General features: G+C 73.2%; 13 protein-coding genes. 7 read left to right on the top strand and 6 right to left on the bottom strand.

Going from position 1 to position 15,217, the window contains the following annotated elements; genetic code table 11:
- Positions 1-56: 56 nt before the first annotated feature.
- Positions 57-782 carry an alpha/beta fold hydrolase gene (locus tag ACZ4Z4_RS04655; protein WP_468322199.1) on the bottom strand — a complete coding sequence of 242 codons (726 nt, stop codon included), beginning with the start codon at positions 780-782 and terminating at the stop codon, positions 57-59.
- Positions 783-1,076: 294 nt separating this feature from the next.
- Between ACZ4Z4_RS04655 and ACZ4Z4_RS04650 the strand changes: the two genes are divergently transcribed.
- From ACZ4Z4_RS04650 to ACZ4Z4_RS04630, 5 genes are all read left to right on the top strand, one after another.
- A complete protein-coding gene (locus tag ACZ4Z4_RS04650; protein ID WP_468322196.1) occupies positions 1,077-1,988 on the top strand; it encodes a glutaminase in 912 nt (303 codons plus the stop codon).
- 70 nt (positions 1,989-2,058) lie between these two features.
- Complete coding sequence (locus ACZ4Z4_RS04645) at positions 2,059-2,874, top strand: phytanoyl-CoA dioxygenase family protein (protein WP_468322194.1); 816 nt, start codon at positions 2,059-2,061, stop codon at positions 2,872-2,874.
- A gap of 122 nt (positions 2,875-2,996) precedes the next feature.
- On the top strand, positions 2,997-3,338 hold the full coding sequence (locus tag ACZ4Z4_RS04640; RefSeq protein ID WP_468322192.1) for a GNAT family N-acetyltransferase: 342 nt from the start codon (positions 2,997-2,999) through the stop codon (positions 3,336-3,338).
- Complete coding sequence (locus ACZ4Z4_RS04635) at positions 3,311-6,292, top strand: helix-turn-helix transcriptional regulator (RefSeq protein WP_468322189.1); 2,982 nt, start codon at positions 3,311-3,313, stop codon at positions 6,290-6,292. Before ACZ4Z4_RS04640 ends, ACZ4Z4_RS04635 begins: the two co-directional genes overlap by 28 nt.
- Positions 6,293-6,379: 87 nt before the next feature.
- On the top strand, positions 6,380-6,943 hold the full coding sequence (locus ACZ4Z4_RS04630; RefSeq protein WP_468322186.1) for a dihydrofolate reductase family protein: 564 nt from the start codon (positions 6,380-6,382) through the stop codon (positions 6,941-6,943).
- Here the strand turns inward: ACZ4Z4_RS04630 and ACZ4Z4_RS04625 are convergent.
- On the bottom strand, positions 6,925-9,738 hold the full coding sequence (locus ACZ4Z4_RS04625; RefSeq protein WP_468322184.1) for an AAA family ATPase: 2,814 nt from the start codon (positions 9,736-9,738) through the stop codon (positions 6,925-6,927). The two genes, ACZ4Z4_RS04630 and ACZ4Z4_RS04625, sit on opposite strands and share 19 nt — an antisense overlap.
- A 232-nt stretch (positions 9,739-9,970) precedes the next feature.
- Between ACZ4Z4_RS04625 and ACZ4Z4_RS04620 the strand changes: the two genes are divergently transcribed.
- Entirely contained in the window at positions 9,971-10,891 is a 921-nt protein-coding gene (locus ACZ4Z4_RS04620) for a helix-turn-helix domain-containing protein (RefSeq protein ID WP_468322182.1), read from the top strand.
- Between the two features lie 17 nt (positions 10,892-10,908).
- Here the strand turns inward: ACZ4Z4_RS04620 and ACZ4Z4_RS04615 are convergent, their stop codons facing one another.
- Entirely contained in the window at positions 10,909-11,889 is a 981-nt protein-coding gene (locus ACZ4Z4_RS04615; protein ID WP_468322179.1) for a helix-turn-helix domain-containing protein, read from the bottom strand.
- A 318-nt stretch (positions 11,890-12,207) separates the two neighbouring features.
- Here ACZ4Z4_RS04615 and ACZ4Z4_RS04610 point away from each other — a divergent pair, with 318 nt between their 5' ends.
- Entirely contained in the window at positions 12,208-13,185 is a 978-nt protein-coding gene (locus ACZ4Z4_RS04610) for an alpha/beta hydrolase (RefSeq protein WP_468322177.1), read from the top strand.
- A gap of 6 nt (positions 13,186-13,191) precedes the next feature.
- Here ACZ4Z4_RS04610 and ACZ4Z4_RS04605 read toward each other — a convergent pair whose 3' ends face one another.
- The 3 genes from ACZ4Z4_RS04605 to ACZ4Z4_RS04595 form a co-directional block, all read right to left on the bottom strand.
- Entirely contained in the window at positions 13,192-14,181 is a 990-nt protein-coding gene (locus ACZ4Z4_RS04605) for an AraC family transcriptional regulator (RefSeq protein ID WP_468322176.1), read from the bottom strand.
- 41 nt (positions 14,182-14,222) lie between these two features.
- Positions 14,223-14,600, bottom strand: a complete 378-nt coding sequence (locus tag ACZ4Z4_RS04600) for a hypothetical protein (RefSeq protein WP_468322173.1) — start codon at positions 14,598-14,600, stop codon at positions 14,223-14,225.
- A 5-nt stretch (positions 14,601-14,605) separates the two neighbouring features.
- On the bottom strand, positions 14,606-15,217 hold a 612-nt coding region (locus tag ACZ4Z4_RS04595; protein ID WP_468322171.1), incomplete at its 5' end, for a cytochrome c oxidase subunit I.

Here is a 15,217-nt window from a genome sequence, read left to right as displayed (position 1 = left end):
GGGATGGGGACTCTGCTTGGAGGGGATGGGGACGCTGCGAAGGGACGTGTGCGGCCTCAGCGGGAGGTGGCCTGTACGGCTTCCTCGATCAGGTCGACGACGCGCTCGGGGTGGGCGAGCATCACGAGGTGGGAGGAGTCGACCTCGACGGTGGTCATGCCGGCGCGCCGGTAGCCGTACCGCTCCACGTCGGGGTTGATGGTGCGGTCGGACGAGGCGACCAGGCCCCAGGACGGCTTGGTCCTCCACGCCGCGGCCGGGGCCGCGTCGGCGAAGGCCTGGGCGGCCAGCGGGCGCTGGGACGCGGCGAGGACGGCGGCGAGCCGCGGGTCGACGTCGGCGGCGAAGACGGCCGGGAACTTGTCGGCACGGACCGACACGTCGGTGCCGGGCGTGGCCGAGCCCTCGATGGGGAACGGGGTGTACACGAGTGCGGCGGCGAGGTCGCTGTCCGGGAAGCGGCCTTGCAGCTCGCCCAGGCTCTCGCCCTTCTCCAGGGCGTAACCGGCCAGGTAGACCAGCGCCTTGACGTTGTCCTCGGTACCGGCGACGGTGATGACCGCGCCACCGTAGGAGTGACCGACCAGGACGACCGGGCCGGGTATCTGCCGGACGACGGAGGCGACATAGGCGGCGTCCCCGATCAGGCTGCGGTTGGGCACGGCCGGGGCGACCACGTCGTAGCCGCGGGCGATCAGCCGGGGGATGACCCGGGCGTAGCTGGAGGCGTCGGCGAAAGCGCCGTGCACGAGGACGACGGTCGGCTTGGCGGAACTGGACATGGGGAACTCCCTCATTCGGCGGGGCAGGGCGTGAGCATCATGGGGGCGGGGCCGCCGGGGTATTTGTCTGTCGGCGGCCTGGCAGTGGTCTGTGCGTGTCCACGTCGACCAGTGGCGAGGCGGAGGGGTACGCCGAGCGGCCGCGGTGAACGGGACATCCCGGACAAGAGCGCGCCCCGGCCGGGCGTTATTCTGTGGCCGCGGCCGCCGACACAGCCCCCGACCAGCGGTTTCTCAGGATGAAGCGGCCGCGCCGTATACGCAGAGTGCAGAGAGCAGAAAGCTCGGGTTGTTGTGGACTACCAGGCCGTTCTAGAAGAAGTCACCGCCTTCGCCCGGCCACTGGTGGGCCGCGGCCAGGTGGCTCAGTACATCCCGGCGCTCGCGGGCGTGGACGCGGAGCGTTTCGGTATCGCGGTCGCCGACGTCAACGGCGAGGTGCACGGGGTGGGGGACTGGCAGGAGCCGTTCTCCGTCCAGTCCATCTCGAAGGCCTTCAGCCTCGCGCTCGTCCTGGCGGAGGGCGGCGAGCGGATCTGGGACCGGGTCGGCACGGAGCCGTCCGGCAACCCCTTCAACTCGCTGGTGCAGCTCGAGTACGAGAACGGCATCCCGCGGAACCCCTTCATCAACGCCGGCGCGCTGGTCGTCACGGACCGGCTTCAGAGCCTCACCGGGGACGCCGCCACGACGATGCTGGAGTTCCTGCGCGCGGAGAGCGGCAATCCGGATGTCGCCTTCGACCCGGTGGTGGCGGCCTCCGAGGCCGAGCACGGCGACCGCAACGCGGCTCTCGCGCATTTCATGGCGAGCTACGGCAACCTCGACAACCCCGTGTCCACGGTCCTCGAGCACTACTTCCGGCAGTGCGCGATCCGTATGAGCTGCCGCGACCTCGCGCTCGCGGGGGCGTTCCTGGCCCGGCACGGGCTGCGCGGCGACGGCACGCGTCTGCTGCCCGCGCGCGAGGCGAAGCAGGTCAACGCGGTCATGCTCACCTGCGGTACGTACGACGCGGCGGGCAGCTTCGCCTACCGGGTCGGTCTGCCGGGCAAGAGCGGTGTCGGCGGCGGCATCGTCGCGGTCATCCCGGGACGCTGCACCCTGTGCGTCTGGAGCCCGGGCCTGGACACGTACGGCAACTCCGTGGCGGGCGTGGCGGCGCTCGACCACTTCACCACGGTGACGGGCTGGTCGGTCTTCTAGCCGTCGTTCCGACAGGAGCCGTGCGGGAAGTGTCGGGTGGGCGCCCTCGCCGCGATGACACGCTGACGGCATGAGCAGTGAGTCAGTGATCAGCGACGAAGACGTGTCCGGGTTCGTGGAGAAGGGGTTTCTCCGTCTGGAGGGGGCGTTCTCGCGCGACCTCGCGGCGCAGTGCCGGGACATCATGTGGCGGGACATCGACGGTGAGCCCGATGACCCCGCGACGTGGCAGAGCCCCGTCGTGCGGCTCGGCGCCTATGCGCAGGAGCCCTTCCGGGCCGCCGCCAACTCGCCGCGCCTGCACGCCGCGTTCGACGCCCTCGCCGGTGCGGGGCGCTGGGCGCCTCTCGGCGGACTCGGCACGTTCCCGGTGCGGTTCCCCAGTGACGAGGAGCCGGGCGACGACGGATGGCACATCGACGCGAGCTACCCGGGGGACGATCCCGCCGACTTCCTGTCCTACCGGGTGAACGTCGCCTCGCGCGGGCGGTGGCTGCTGATGCTGTTCCTCATGTCCGACGTGGGCAAGGACGACGCGCCCACCCGCATCCGTGTCGGGTCCCACCTGGACGTCGCCGCACTCCTCGGACCCGAGCGCGAGGACGGTCTGCCCTTCATGGAGCTCGCCGGGCGTGCCGTGCCCGCCACCGAGCACCGGCCGCTCGCCCTGGCCACGGGCCGGGCCGGTGACGTCTACCTCTGCCACCCCTTCCTCGTCCACGCCGCGCAACCGCACCGAGGCGCCGAACCCCGTTTCATGGCGCAGCCGCCGCTGCTTCCCAAGCCGGGCCGCGGGCCGTTCGCCGAACGCCCCGATGGCGACGCCCACTCCCCGGTGGAGGCCGCGATCCGCCGAGGCCTCGGACGTGCGCCTCACCTCACATAACCGCTTGACCTGGGCAGACGCCGGAACTGTATAAGATGTGATGGTATTTCGTCGGCCGTGGCCGCGAGGACATCGTCGAGGTCGGGCAGGAGTCCGGCACGCCACTGAAAGGCAGTACGACAATGACGCAGCCCGCACCGACTCCGGTGGTCCGCCGCGTGGATGCCAGGCATCGGTACGAGATCCTGGTCGACGACAAGAGCGCGGGATTCACCGCGTACCGCGACCGGGACGACCGGCGCGTGTTCTTCCACACCGAGATCGACGACGCCTACGCGGGACAGGGCCTGGCCTCGACGCTCGTCCGGGGAGCACTGGACGACGTGCGCGGCGCCGGCCTGCGCATCGTGCCCGTCTGCCCCTACGTGGCGAAGTTCCTTCAGAAGCACGAGGAGTTCGCCGATCTCGCCGACCCGGTGACCCCCGAGGTCCTGGCATGGCTGGACGGTGTGCTGAAGCGCTGATGGGTCCGGACGCCGCCGATCCGTCGGACCGCGACACCTTCCATCCGCGCGACGTGCCCCACCTGATGGGGCGCGAAGCGCAGCTCGCGGTCATCGACGCCGCCCTGGCGGACATCGGCTCCACCGGCACCTCGGTGATCCTGCGCGGCGACCCCGGCACGGGACGGACCGCGCTGCTGAGGTCGGCCGAGGCGACAGCCCGCCGTGCCGGTCTGCGCGTCCTGCGGATGACCGGGGCCGAGGCGGAGGCCGGGCTGCCGTTCGCCGCCCTCCACCAGGTCCTCTGGCCGCTGCTCGACGACGCGCGGGGGCTCTCGGAGGAACAACGCCACGCCCTGGAGAGCGCGTTGGGCATCCGCGAAGGGGCGCCGCCCGAAGGCTTCACCGTGGCGAGCGCCGCCCTCACCCTGCTCGCCCACGCCGCCGCGCGCCGCCCCGCGGTGGTCCTCCTGGACGACCTCCAGTGGGCCGACCCGTCGAGCGTCGCCGTCTTCGGATACGTACAACGGCATCTGGCCCCGCTGCCCGTCGTCGCCATCGCCGCGACCCGGCCTGCGGGAGACACGGCAGGCCGCGCGCCCGCCGCCGTCAAGGAGAAGCGCGACGCCAACCACGGCCTGCCGGGACGGGTGATCGACCTGCCGCCGCTGGACGAGCCACAGGCCGAGCGGCTCCTGCGCGCCATCCACCCCGAACTGCCCGACGGAGCACGCCGCAGGGTGCTGCGGGCCGCCGGCGGAAACCCGCTCGCCCTGCACGAACTCCCGGCACAACTGCGGCGCGTGGCCGCCGACCGCGCCGAGTTCCTCGCGGGCCCCGCCCCGCTCGGACTGACGGAACCCTTCGACGTACTGCCGCTGGGCGAGCGCCTCGGACGGCTGTACGAGGACAGGCTGCGCGCCCTGCCCGCCGCCGTGCGGCGCCTGCTGCTGGTGGCCGCCCTCGACGACGCGCCCGCCCGGCGCGCCACCGTGCTGCGGGGCCTGGCCGACCGGGTCACCGGCATGCCGTGGACACAGATCGACGAGCACATCGAGAACTCCGGTCTCGCGCACACCGACGCGGAGAGCGGCCTCGTGGTGTTCCACCATCCGCTGGTGCGCGCCTCTCTCGTGCACATCACCTCACCGGCCGAGCGGCGCGCCGCGCACCGGCTGCTCGCGGACGCCCTGCCCGCCAAGAGCCCCCGCCGGGCCCTGCACCTGGCCGCCGCCGCGCTCGGCACCGACGGCGAGCTGGCCGCGCTGCTGCACACCGAGGCCGACAGCATGGCCGCCCAGGGCGGTGACGCGGAGGCGGCGGAGCTGATGGCGCGGGCGGCCCGGCTCAGTCCGGACCCGGCGCGCAGAACCGCCCGCCTCGTCACGGCCGCAGCGGCCGCCGTACGGAGCGGCCGCCCGCACCTCGCGGCGGAACTCGTCGCCGAGGCCGAGACGGAGGCCTGCCCCGGCAAGCCCGAACCCGCCGCCCCGTACGCCTTCGCCGTCGCCCAGACCCGCCTCCAGCTCGACGCCGACCCGAACCCCGCGATCGAACTGCTTCCCCCGGTCCTTGACGCGCAGGCGTCACCGGAAGGCGCGGGCCACGACGGCGAGCCGATGGCGCTTCGTGAGCCGATGCTCTTCCTTCTCCTCGTCGCGGCCGTGCTCACCGGGGACGAGCGCGCATGGGCCGCCGTCGAACGCCACGCCGCGCACGCCTCCCCGGCGGCGACGCTGTGCCTGGAGGCCTGGTCCGGTCCCGGACGAGCCACCGACGAGACGCCTCTCCGGAACGTCGTCCACGAGGTGCCGCTCCGGCTCCGCGAGACCGTCGCGACCCTGCCGGCCGACAGGGAGACCACCGCCGCCTGGCTCCTCCTGTGGGCGGCCGCCGCCGTCGACGCCGTCGGCGAGCACTGCGCGCTCTGGAGCGCCTTCGCGCGCCGCCACGCGTACGCGACGCAGACGTTCATGGACAGCCTGCGCGCCCACGACGACTTCCTGCACGGACACTGGGATACATCCCTGACCGCGTCCCGCGCGGGCGCCCGCACCTCCGGGGACCACGGCTACGCGCTGACCGAGACGCTGTTCCAGCAGAACACCGCACAGATCCTCGCCGCTCGCGGGGACCGGGCCGGCCTCGCCGCACTGGAGCCCGCGCTGGGCACGGCCGCCGGAGCCCGCGGGCTGCGCCTGGTCGCCGAACGGCTGCGCGCGGCAAAGCTGCTGTGTGCACTCGGGCACGGTCTCACCGAGGAGGCGTGGCACCACGCACGCGGCCTCATGCCGCCCGGCGAACTCCCCGCCCGCAGCCCGTGGCTGCACCTGTCGCTCGTCGACTGCATACAGGCGGCAGTCGACAGCGGACGACGAGTGGAGGCCCGACGTTACTTGCACGCGGTCAGGTCTTCCGGTCTCGCCCGCGCGTCGGCGCACCACACCTTCCTGGTGACCGTCGCCGAGGCCCTCGCCGCCGAGGAGGACGAGGCGGCGGAGCGGTACGAGGTGGTGTACGCCCTGCCCGGCGCGGAGAGTTGGCCCTTCCCGCTCGCCCGCGCCCACCTGGCCCACGCCGCGTGGCTCCGACGCCACGGCCGGCCCGAGCAGGCGGCCGCGCACTGCCGGACCGCGCTCACCGCGTTCGACCGACTCGGCGCCGCGCCCTGGGCCGCACAGACGTCTCAGGCACTCGCCGCGGCGACGGCGGACGTCGGCGCACCCGGCGGACCGACCGCAGTACACCGGCACCCGTTCCTCTCGGCGCAGGAGACGCGTATCGCCGAACTCGCGGCGGAAGGGCTGACCAACCGGCAGATCGGTGAGCGGCTCGGTCTGTCACCGCGGACGATCGGCGCGCACCTCTACCGCGTCTTCCCCAAGCTGGGCATCACGACGCGGGCCGGGATCGCCCGCGCCCTCGAAGACGGAGCGGGCAGCGGGCGGCAGGACGAGCCCCGGCCGACACGCTGACTGTGTCCGGCAGGGAAGCCCGCTCGGTTCGGTGGCGGCGGCCGGCCGTACGCGAGAGAGTGGGCTCTTCCCCGAGGAGGACTTCCGATGCGCAAAGTGACCTACTCGATGGGCGTCTCGCTCGACGGCTACATCGTCGGTCCCGACGGCCGGTTCGACTGGACGGAGCCCGACCCGGATGTCTTCCGCTTCTGGATCGACGAGATCCGGGAGGTCGGCGTCCACCTGCTCGGGCGACGGCTGTACGAGACGATGCTGTACTGGGAGACCGCCGACCAGGACCCCTCGCTCGATGAGTCCACGCTTGAGTGGGCCGGGCTCTGGAACCCGCTGCCGAAGGTGGTGTTCTCCACCACGCTGTCGTCGGTGCAGGGCAATGCCCGCCTGCTCTCCGGTGGTGTGGCGGAGGAGATCGAACGGTTGCGGGCCGAGCCGGGGGAGGGCGACATCGCGATCGGTGGCGCGACCCTCGCCGCCGAGGCGGCCGCGGCGGATCTGATCGACGAGTACCGGGCGGTGGTCCACCCGGTGCTGGTCGGCGGAGGCACCCCGTTCTTTCCCCGGGACGAGCGCCGGGTGAACCTCGAACTGGCCGAGACCCGCACCTTCAACTCGAAGGTCGTCTACCTCCGCTACCGCGTGGTGCGGTGACCGGCTCCTCCTGAGTCCGGCCCCGGCCCCGGCAGCGCCCTCGCCAGAGCGGCCCGGGACGTGACCCCCAGCTTGGGGAAGATCCGGTAGAGGTGGGCGCCGATCGTGCGCGGTGACAGGTGCAGTGCGGCGCCGACCTCCTTGTTCGTCAGGCCGGTGGAGACGAGACGGGCGATGCGCAGCTCCTGGGCCGTGAGCACGCCGGCCGAGACGGCCGAGACGGTGGGGATAGTCGCGGCGGCCGAGGGGGGCGAAGCGGGTGCGGAGACCCGGAAGCGGTTGGCGGATCTGAGTTCCGCCTGGCACTGCGCCAGCCAGGGGTCGGCGCGCAGCTCCTGAAAGGTGCGGGCCGCGGCACGCAGGGGCTCCGTCGCCTCGGCGCACCGGCCCCGGCGGCGCAGCCAGGCGCCGTGCGACAGGCGGAGCCGCGCCAGGTCGAAGGACCACTCGCCGGCGCCCGGCACCGCGTAGGCCGCCGCGTACGCCGCGTCGGCCTCCTCGTCGTCGGCGGTGATCGCACAGGCCGCCGCCAGCAGAAAGGCGTGGTGCGCGGAGACGGAGTCCATCCCCGCCGCCCGCCCCGCGGCGACGTGGGCGAGCGCCTCCGCCCGGCGGCCACAGCGCGTACTCGCGACGACGAAGTCGAAGAAGGGGAGGTGGAACCAGGCAAGGCCGCGCGGCAGTTCACCCGGCGCCATCAAGCGCCGCAGCAGCGCGTACGCCTCCTCGTGCCGGCCGTGCGCCAGGGCGGCGAGGGCTTCGAGACGGTCGAGGTGGTCGGTGACGAACCGCATCCGTGCCCGCGCCGCCGCCGGTTCGACGCGCGCCCGCACCGCCCGCAGGCCCCGCTCGTCGCCCCGGCCCGCCAGGAAGTGCGCGTAGTAGTGCCTGAAGAGCAGGGCATTGCAGTGGTAGCCGAGCTCCTCGGCGATGTCGGCCTCCCGCAGACACACCTCCGCGGCGTCCCACCGGCCCCGCAGAAACGCCTGATGGCACCGTGCCTTGGCGACGGACCCCTGCGTGGCGTACGTGTGCTCGTCGTTGAAGAGCCGCCACAGCCTTTCGTCGGCCGCGTCCACCGCTGAGGCCGCCCACAACACCAGCCACGCACGGGCGGCTTCCCGCTGCACCGCCATACGCGCCACCAGATCCCGCAGCTCCTTCTCCGCGCCGTGCGCCGTGCGCGGCGGGTCCGACCAGGCGCGGTGGCACAGCAGCGCCGCGGGCGAGAGGTGCTCGCGGTGCCGCTCCAGCGCCTCCCAACCCCGCGGGTCGCCGGTGTAGGCCGAGGCGAGCAGGAGCTTGAACGCCATCTGCTCGACCAGATCGCCGAACACCGGGGCGCCGGGAGCGGTCAGCGCGGCCAGGGCGCCGGGCAGCAGCGTGAACGACGAGGCGAAGTCGACGTGATGACTCTGGTCGACGTACACGACCGCGTAGGCGAACAACGGCGCGATGTCCTCGGGCACCGGCCCGCGCCGGATCTCCCTCACCAGCTCCGCCGCGTACGCCAGGCGTCCTCCCCGGGCCGACATGACGGCGGCCCACGTCAGCCGCCGCGCCCGGTCCGCGGGGTCGGCCCCGAGGGCCGCCGCGCGGTCGAGGAGCAGCGCTCCCTCCGCGTCACCGCCGCGCAGCGCGATGCGGGTCCCGGCCTCCTGCAACCGCGCGGCGAGCGGTTCGTCCGTGCCGTCCGCGGCGGACGCCTCGTGCAGCAGCCGACGCGGGTCGTCCTCGCGCAACCGCCGCGCAAGCGTCCGGTGTGCGGCGCGCAGCTCGGCCGCCGATGCGGAGGCGATCACCGCGCTGCGTACCAGCGGATGCCGGAACACCAGCCGCCCCACGGAGTCCAGCCGCGCGAGACCGCTCGCCTCGATGAGGCCGAGAACCCACTCGGCACGCTCCTTGCCCGCCTCCTGCCCGGCCGCGTCGTTCCCGACGGTGGCGGCGCCGTCCAGCGCGGCGAGCAGCAGGGCCCGTGCCGCGCTCTCGGGCAGCGACCGCAGCCGCCGGGCGAACAACTCCTCGAGGCGCTCGCCCAGCGGCAGCCTCTCCGGCAGCGGCACCACGCCCCTGCGGTGCTCGGCCGCCAGCTGGCCGGGCAGCTCGGCCAGGGCCAGCGGGTTGCCCGCCGCCTCGTCCATCACGCGCCGGGCGGTGGCGGCCGCGAGCCCGGGATGCCAGCGCCGCAGCAGTGTGCGGGAGTCCGCGCCCGACAGCGCCTCGACGTCCACCGGGTGCGCCGGCCAGCCCTCCAGGGCCGAGTGGTCGGGCCGGCTCGTGCACACCATGACCACGGGCAGCTCGGCGACCCGCTGGTGCAGGAAGACGAAGACGGCGGCGCTGGACGGGTCGACCCAGTGCAGGTCGTCCACGAGGACCAGCACCGGACGGCGGCGCGCCTCCTCCGCGAGCAGGGCCAGCGCCGCCGCGCCCACCATGAAACCCTCCGGGGGCAGGCCGTCCCGCAGGCCGAGCGCCCGTTCGAGCGCGAGCCGCTGGTGCGGGGGCAGCGCACGGGAGTTCTCGCGCAGCGGCCGCAGTACGTGGTGCAGCGCGCCGAAGGCGACGCCGGACTCCGCCTCGTTCCCCGCGACGCGCAGGACGGTGAAGGCGTCCCGCGCCGCGCGCGTCGCCGTCCAGTCGAGCAGGGTGGTCTTGCCGATGCCGGCGTCACCGCGCAGCACCGTCGCAGAGCCGCCCGCTCCGGCCCGCGCACGCTCCAGGGAGCGTTCCAGGAGCGCCTGTTCGCGCTGACGGCCGACAAGTGTCCTGTCGCCCTGTCCGTTCCCCATGACCTTCCCCTCGTCCCGTTGCCCCCACGTACGGATCGTCCGACGGCGTCCGTCCGACGCACGAACCATGCGACCGCGTCCGTCCGACGACCGGCTCCCGTCGCTTCGCGCGCCGCCTCCGGACCACCGTGACACCGCTCCGATGCCTCACCGTGCACTGCTCGTGCCCCTGCCCGCAGGCGACGCCGCACGCTCTCGTCAACGACGGCGGGACGCCCCAGGCTGACTCCGTATGAGCCTCACAACGATCATGACCCAGAACCCCGCCCCCACCGCCGCGTGCGACGCCCGTACCGCCCGCACGCTCGGCTTCCTTCATGTGCGTACGGTGCGGGGAACGGCGCAGCACGTGCGGCACGACCCCCACCACGACCCCGGAAGCGACGCGGTGACCGAGCCGTACGTCCTCCTCGGCATCCACAGCCTCGGCCGGGCCACCCTCGTGCGGCGGGGGAGCACCGAGGTCTGCCTGCCGGGTGACCTGTTCGCCTGCGACGGGGCGGAGCCCTTCGTCCTCGACGAGGAGGGGGACTTCGAACTGCACCTCGTGCGGATACCGCGGCGGGCGCTCACCCTCACCGACGGGCAGGTACGCGAGCTGGGCGGCCGGGCCCCCTTCGCCGACGGGACCGTCGCGCCGCTGCTCGCCCCGCTGCTGCGGGACATCGCGGCCCCACGCCCCGGGTACGCGCCTCGCGCCGAGTTCCGGCTCGCGGGCACCGTCGCCGACCTGGTCGGGCTGCTCGCCGTCGAGAGCGCCGAAAGCGCGCCGTCGGACAGCGGCCCCGGGCCGCGGGAGGGCGGGCAGGACCGCGAGGCGCTCCTCGACCGGCTGCACGCGTACGTCGACGCCAACCTGTGGGACAGGAACCTGACCCCGGCGAGCGTCGCCGAGGCCCAGCACATCTCGATCCGCTACCTGCACAAGCTCTTCGAAGGCCGGGACAGCACGGTCGGCCGGTGGATCCAGCGCCGCCGCCTGGAGGAGGCACGGCGGGAACTCGCCCGCCCCGGGCGCGACGACATCACGGTGTCGGCGGTCGCCCGCCGCTGGGGCTTCGCCAGCGCCACCCACTTCAGCCGCAGCTTCCGCGCGGCATACGGCATGTCCCCCAGCGACTGGCGCGACGGCAGGACGAGACCCGCCGAGTAGCCCGACGCCGACAGCTGTCAGCGGGGCTCCGCCTCCGCCGCGGTCACCAGGCGCCGCCACTGCTGCGGCGAGTGACCGTGGACGGATTTGAACGCGCGGCTGAAGTGGGCCGCGCTGCGGAAGCCCCAGCGGGACGCCACCACGGCGATGGACGGGCTCACCCGTCCGCGCCGTGCGAGCTCCTGGGCGCACTTCTCGACGCGCTGACGCTGGATCAGCCGCCCCACGGTCACGCCCTCGGCCTCGAAGAGGCGGTGGAGGTAGCGGATCGAGATGAGATGGGCCGCGGCGATGCGCTCCGCGGAGAGGTCCGGGTCGCCGAGGTGGTTCTCGATGTAGTCGAGGATCGTGGCGAGGAGAGGGTGCCGGTCGGGGCCCGGTGGGCCCTCCGCGTCGGCGGCGAGGTCCTCGACCAGACCGGCGACCAGGTCCGCGATGACGCCCCCGAGCCGCTCGCCCACCTGGGCCGGCACCCGGGCTCCCGGCACGTCCAGCCGAGGGAGCAGCGCGGGCAGGAGCGCGGCCGCACCCTCGGGCGGGGTGACGGCGCGGGCCGTGAGGGAGCGCAGGGGGACCGCGGGGAGGTGCAGCGCGTGCAGTGGCAGGCGCAGGACGAGGGTCCGTGCCCGGTCCCGCTGCTCGACCGAGAAGGCGCGGCGCAGGTCGACGAGGGCGACCTCGCCGACCGACACGCTCGTGCCGCGCCCGTCCTGGGCCAGCCGCACGGTCCCTTCGCGGGGGACGAGGAGGGCGACCGCGTCCCCGGAGCCCGGCCCGGCAGAGCGGGGGCTGCGGGCGAGGCGCAGCGGCCCGGCCGTCTCACAGGTGAGCACGCGTACGTATCCGAAGTGGTGGAGTGTCACGACCCCGTCGGCGGGCGCGCCCGGGTCGGCGGGTGCGACGACGGGCGTGAGCCACCGGGAGAAGGCGGCTGCCACGTCGGTCGAGGCCTCGGTTCCCGGGCCCGGTGACACGGCCGTCGCGGATCGAGTGCTCACGGAGGGCTCCCTTCGTCCGTCCCCGGGCCGGTGCACGGTGCGTGGCAGAGGGGGACGGTCGCCCCTGGCCCACGGCCCTTACGCGAGTCTCGGCCGACAACCGGGGGAGGCGTTAGGTCATATGACTGTGCTTTGACTGCCTTCGTCAGGAAGGAGATGAGCGTTCGGAGGGGGCGACGCGACCGAAGTGTGCACGCAGCGGCATGGATCCGTAGGGTGGCCGCGCCCCTTTCGGGTCGACGGCGTCCTAGGGTGAGTACTCCGTGCCCGGTGGAGCCGCGAACGGCCCCGTGATCCGCCCCTCGTGCAGGAGTCCCCGTGGAAGCAGACATTCCGGCCGCCCGGGAGACACCTGTCCTCGAACGGTGGACGCGGGCCTTCGCCGAGGCGCACGCGTGCCCGGTGCCGTTGGAGGCCGACCCCGTCGCGACCAGGAGCCGCGTCGCGGCCCTCTGGGACGGCGGCGGTGACGACGAACCGGACGTCGAGGAGGAGTGGCTCGCCCTGCCGGCATCCGACGGGAGCCGGATCCGGGTACGGATACTGCGCCCCGCGGGCACGGACGAGCCGCTGCCCGTGGTGCTGTACCTGCACGGTCTCGGCTGGATGCTGACGGACGCGTACGCGCACCGGCGGCTGGTGGCGGATCTCGTGCTCGGCGCGGACGCCGCGGTCGTCGTCCCCGAGTACGACGTACCGGAGGACGCGCGGCACCCCCACGCCGTGGAGCGTGCCTACACCGTCGCCCGGTGGGTCGCCCGGCACGGCGCGGAATGCGGCCTGGACGGGAGCAGGATGGCGGTCGTCGGTGTCAGCGCGGGCGCCCAGCAGGCGGCGGCCCTCACCCTCGTGGCGCGCGAGCGCGGCGGGCCCGGCTTCCGCCAGCAAGTGCTGGTCTGTCCGGTGACCGACGCGGCGATGGACACCCCGTCCTACCGCCAGTTCGCGGAGGGGTACTTCCTCGGCCGCGCCGTCATGCGCGAGTACTGGCGGCGGTACGCGCCGGACCCGGAGAGCCGGACGCACGGCGCCGTCTCGCCGCTGCGCGCACCGGTGAGCCGGCTGCGCGGGCTGCCGTCGGCGCTGGTCCTCACGGCCGAGGCCGATGTGCTCCGCGACGAGGGGGAGGCGTACGCGGCGCGCCTGCGGGCAGCGGACGTGCCGGTCGTGTCGATCCGCTACCAGGGCACGATCCACGGCTTCGTCCTGTTCGACCTGCTGCGCCGCACGGAGGTCTCCAGGGCGGCCCGCATACAGGTGACGGACACTCTGCATGCCGCGCTGCACGCGGCCTGAGCCGCGTCAGGGCGCGTCGATCTCCTGGGCTCCCGGGCTGCTGTCGCGGTGGCGCCGCCACTCGCTGGGGGAGGCGCCGTAGGCCGCCTGGAAGCGGCGGCTGAAGTGGCTCGGGCTGCTGAATCCGCACCGGGCGGCGACCGCCGCGACGGTGAGGCGGTCGTAGCGGGGCGCGGCCAGCATCTCGCGTGCCTTGGCGAGGCGTTCGGTGATGAGCCACTGTTCGAGGCTGATGCCGGCGTTGTTGAGCAGCTGGTAGAGCCTGCGCACGGAGACGGCGTGTTCCTGCGCGATCCGCTCGGGCGTCAGTTCGCGGTCCGCGAGGTGGCGGCGCGCGTAGGCCAGGATCCGGGTGACCAGCGTGTCGTCCATTGTCGAACGGACGGTGGGGGAGTCCTCGGCGTGCGCGGCCGAGAGGAGCAGTCCACGGACGAGTTCGGTGGTGGCCGTGGCGAGGGCGCCGGCACCGGGGTCGGCTTCGAGGCGCCCGGGGTCGCGCCACACACCGCGCAGGTGGTTGAGGACGAGGTCGTACATCGGGCTGGCGCGCAGCCGGTGCGAGGCCTGCTCGACGGTCTCCACAGGTACGTCGAGGCGGTTCACGTCGAACATCATGGCCTGGGAGGCGCCGTCGCCCGACCAGCCGTAGACCCGGGGCGACAGCTCGTGGAAGACGCAGATGTCGTCAGGGCCGAGGACCCGCTGCCGCCCGGCGACCTCGGCGCGGTGGGCGCCCGACAGCTGGAGCGAGACGGAGATCACGGGGTTGCTGCGGTGATGGCGCACGTGCCGTTCGTTCCGCCGTACCTCGAAGCCCGAGTTGCGGGTGGAGAAGAGGTCGAGGCCGCCCACGCGCCACAGCTCCATGCGGGCGTGGATGCCCGTCTCGGGCTCCTCGTGGACGACCTCGTTGGGCACCGACGAATCCGTCAGGGCGTGGTGGAAGGCGTCCGCGCGCTCGCGCGGCGCCACGGTGGAAAGATCGACGAGCAACACGGAACCCCCTGGAGAACTACACCCTGGGAGCACATTCTGCCTTATTGAATCCTCAAGGACTCCTCCCCCACCGGAACCGTCAGAACCGCCCCGAGCACCAGCAGCACCATCAGCGCCAGGACGAGACCCACCAGGCTCCGCAGCAGGAGCTGTCGCCGCAGGACGCGATACGTCTCCTCGTACTCGGCACGCAGCCGGCGCCCGCGCCGGGCGATGTGCTGCCAGCCCTGCCGGGTGAGCGACAGGTGCTCCTCGGCGTAGAGCCGTTCCACCTCGGCGCGTTGGGTGTCGGTCAGCCAGGGCAGCCGTTCGGTGAAGCGCCGTGCCGCCGCGCGGCCCTCGGCGCGGGCGGCCGCCACGAGGAGATGTCCCTCGACGTCGTTGATGAAGGCCCGCACGCGCACCGGGCGGTCGTCCATCGCCGTCACCGCAGGGCCCGCTGTTCGGTCGCGGCGATCTCGGGATGGTGCAGGTCGAAGGCGGGTGACTCCGAGCGGATGCGCGGCAGGGTGATGAAGTTGTGCCGCGGGGGCGGGCAGGACGTCGCCCACTCCAGCGAACGGCCGTAACCCCACGGGTCGTCGACCTCGATCTTCTTGCCGTACTTGGCCGTCTTCCAGATGTTGTAGAAGAACGGCAGGAACGACAGGCCGAGCAGGAAGGAGAAGATGGTCGAGACGGTGTTGAGCGTGGTGAAGCCTTCCACCGCCAGATAGTCGGGGACACGGCGGAGCATTCCTCCCGTGCCGAGCCAGTGCTGGACGAGGAACGTGCCGTGGAAGCCGACGAACAGCGTCCAGAAAGTGATCTTGCCCAGGCGCTCGTCGAGCATCTTGCCGGTGAACTTCGGCCACCAGAAGTGGAAGCCGGAGAACATCGCGAAGACGACGGTGCCGAACACCACGTAGTGGAAGTGCGCCACCACGAAATAGGACTCGGACACGTGGAAGTCCATCGGCGGCGAGGCCAGGATGACACCGGTCAGACCGCCGAAGGTGAAGGTGATCAGGAAGCCGACCGCCCAGAGCATCGGGGT

The sequence above is a fragment of the Streptomyces sp. NPDC030245 genome (assembly GCF_055572995.1).
The sequence above is the reverse complement of the archived record's forward strand: the minus strand, read 5'-3'. Positions and strand labels throughout refer to the sequence as shown.

Excerpts from the sequence above, each read along its gene's own strand:
- ACZ4Z4_RS04655 (WP_468322199.1), bottom strand. The coding sequence starts at position 782 with ATGTCCAGTTCCGCCAAGCCGACCGTCGTCCTCGTGCACGGCGCTTTC.
- ACZ4Z4_RS04645 (WP_468322194.1), top strand. The coding sequence starts at position 2,059 with ATGAGCAGTGAGTCAGTGATCAGCGACGAAGACGTGTCCGGGTTCGTG.
- ACZ4Z4_RS04640 (WP_468322192.1), top strand. The coding sequence starts at position 2,997 with ATGACGCAGCCCGCACCGACTCCGGTGGTCCGCCGCGTGGATGCCAGG.
- ACZ4Z4_RS04620 (WP_468322182.1), top strand. The coding sequence starts at position 9,971 with ATGAGCCTCACAACGATCATGACCCAGAACCCCGCCCCCACCGCCGCG.
- ACZ4Z4_RS04635 (WP_468322189.1), top strand. The coding sequence starts at position 3,311 with ATGGCTGGACGGTGTGCTGAAGCGCTGATGGGTCCGGACGCCGCCGAT.
- ACZ4Z4_RS04625 (WP_468322184.1), bottom strand. The coding sequence starts at position 9,738 with ATGGGGAACGGACAGGGCGACAGGACACTTGTCGGCCGTCAGCGCGAA.
- ACZ4Z4_RS04600 (WP_468322173.1), bottom strand. The coding sequence starts at position 14,600 with ATGGACGACCGCCCGGTGCGCGTGCGGGCCTTCATCAACGACGTCGAG.
- ACZ4Z4_RS04630 (WP_468322186.1), top strand. The coding sequence starts at position 6,380 with ATGCGCAAAGTGACCTACTCGATGGGCGTCTCGCTCGACGGCTACATC.